The 2,113-nt window shown below is 65.2% G+C and carries 3 protein-coding genes; all 3 read left to right on the top strand.

The genetic code is table 11. From position 1 onward, the window contains the following. Positions 1-459: carbohydrate ABC transporter permease (locus FJM51_RS23280; RefSeq protein ID WP_140456471.1), on the top strand; the 459-nt coding region annotated here is incomplete at its 5' end. A gap of 10 nt (positions 460-469) precedes the next feature. Next, positions 470-1,294 carry a carbohydrate ABC transporter permease gene (locus FJM51_RS23275; RefSeq protein ID WP_140456470.1) on the top strand — a complete coding sequence of 275 codons (825 nt, stop codon included), beginning with the start codon at positions 470-472 and terminating at the stop codon, positions 1,292-1,294. 19 nt (positions 1,295-1,313) lie between these two features. Beyond that, on the top strand, positions 1,314-2,113 hold an 800-nt coding region (locus FJM51_RS23270), incomplete at its 3' end, for an ABC transporter ATP-binding protein (protein WP_140456469.1).

Genomic DNA, 2,113 nt, shown 5'->3' with positions numbered 1-2,113 from the left:
ATCGCGCAGAGCGTCGGGCTGCGGCCGGTGGACTGGTTCGGCGCCTATCCGCTGTTCTCGATCATCGTCATCGTCGCCTGGCAGTGGCTGCCCTTCGCGACGCTGATCCTGCTCACCTCGCTGCAATCGCTCGATTCCGAGCAGAAGGAGGCGGCGGAGATGGACGGGGCCGGGATCTTCTCGCGCTTCTGGTACCTGACGCTGCCGCACATGGCGCGCGCGATCACCATCGTGGTGCTGATCCAGACGATCTTCCTGCTCGGCGTCTACGCGGAGATCCTCGTCACCACCAACGGAGGCCCGGGCTACGCATCGACCAACCTGCCCTTCCTGATCTATCGCGCCGCGCTTTTGAACCAGGACGTCGGCGGCGCGGCGGCGGGCGGCGTGGTCGCCGTGATCCTCGCCAACATCGTCGCGATCTTCCTGATGCGCTTCGTCGGCAAGAACCTGGACTGAGGGGAAAACCATGGCCCGCGCCGTTTCAACCCGCACCCGCGTCGGCTACACGATCGCCGCCTGGGTGGTCGCGCTGCTGATCTTCTTCCCGATCCTCTACACGATCATCACCTCGCTCCGGACCGAGCAGGAGGCGATCTCGGGCTTCACGCTGCTGCCCTCCTTCACGCTGGAGAGTTACCGCGAGGTGCAGCACCAGCAGAACTACCTGAAGTTCTTCATGAACTCGGTCATCCTCGCGGTCGGCTCCACGATCCTCGCGCTGATCGTCGCCATTCCATGCGCCTGGGCGATGGCCTTCGCGCCGACGAAGCGCACCAAGGACGTGCTGATGTGGATGCTCTCCACCAAGATGATGCCGGCCGCCGCCGTGCTGGTGCCGATCTATCTCATCTTCCTGCGCACTGGCCTGATGGACACGCGGCTCGGGCTCACCGTGCTCCTGATGCTCATCAACCTGCCGATCGTGGTCTGGATGCTCTACACCTATTTCCGCGAGATCCCGGGCGAGATCCTCGAGGCGGCGCGGATGGACGGGGCGACGCTCTGGGGCGAGATCTGGCACATCCTGACGCCGATGGCGGTGCCCGGCATCGCCTCGACGCTGCTGCTCAACATCATCCTCGCCTGGAACGAGGCGTTCTGGACCATCCGCCTGACCACGACCAACGCGGCGCCGCTGACCGCCTTCATCGCGAGCTTCTCGAGCCCGCAGGGGCTCTTCTGGGCCAAGCTCTCGGCGGCATCGGTCATGGCGATCGCGCCGATCCTGATCATGGGCTGGTTCAGCCAGAAGCAACTCGTGCGCGGCCTGACGTTCGGCGCGGTGAAGTAGAGAACCGGAGGAAAAGCAAGTGGGCAACATCGTACTGCGCGACGTCAACAAGTCCTTCGGTCCGGTCACGATCATCCCGAAGATCAATCTCGAGATCGAGGACGGCGAATTCGTCGTCTTCGTCGGCCCCTCGGGCTGCGGCAAGTCCACGCTCTTGCGCCTGATCGCCGGGCTCGAGGACACCACCTCCGGCACGATCATGATCGACGGCAAGGATGTGACCAGCGCGGCCCCGGCGCAGCGCAAGCTCGCCATGGTGTTCCAGTCCTACGCGCTCTACCCGCACATGACGGTGGGCAAGAACATCGCCTTCCCCTTGAAGATGGCGGGCGAGAGCCAGCAGGAGATCGACAAGAAGGTCGCGAACGCCGCGCGCATCCTCAACCTCACCAACTACCTCGAACGCAAGCCCGGCCAGCTCTCGGGCGGCCAGCGCCAGCGCGTCGCGATCGGGCGCGCCATCGTGCGCCAGCCCTCCGCCTTCCTCTTCGACGAGCCGCTCTCCAACCTCGACGCGGCGCTCAGGGGCACCATGCGGCTCGAGATCTCCGAACTGCACCAGAGCCTGGGCAAGACGATGATCTACGTCACCCACGACCAGGTCGAGGCGATGACCATGGCCGACAAGATCGTCGTGCTCTCGGCCGGCAACATCGAGCAGGTCGGAAGCCCGCTCGACCTCTACAACAAGCCCCGCAACCGCTTCGTCGCCGGCTTCATCGGCAGCCCGACGATGAACTTCGTCGAGGGGCCGACCGCGGCGCGCTACGACGCCCAGACGATCGGCGTCCGGCCCGAGCACATCTCGGTCTCCACCAC

This window comes from Amaricoccus solimangrovi, from assembly GCF_006385685.1.
Taxonomy (GTDB): Bacteria; Pseudomonadota; Alphaproteobacteria; order Rhodobacterales; family Rhodobacteraceae; genus Amaricoccus; species Amaricoccus solimangrovi.
This window is presented reverse-complemented; position numbering and strand designations above follow the sequence as displayed.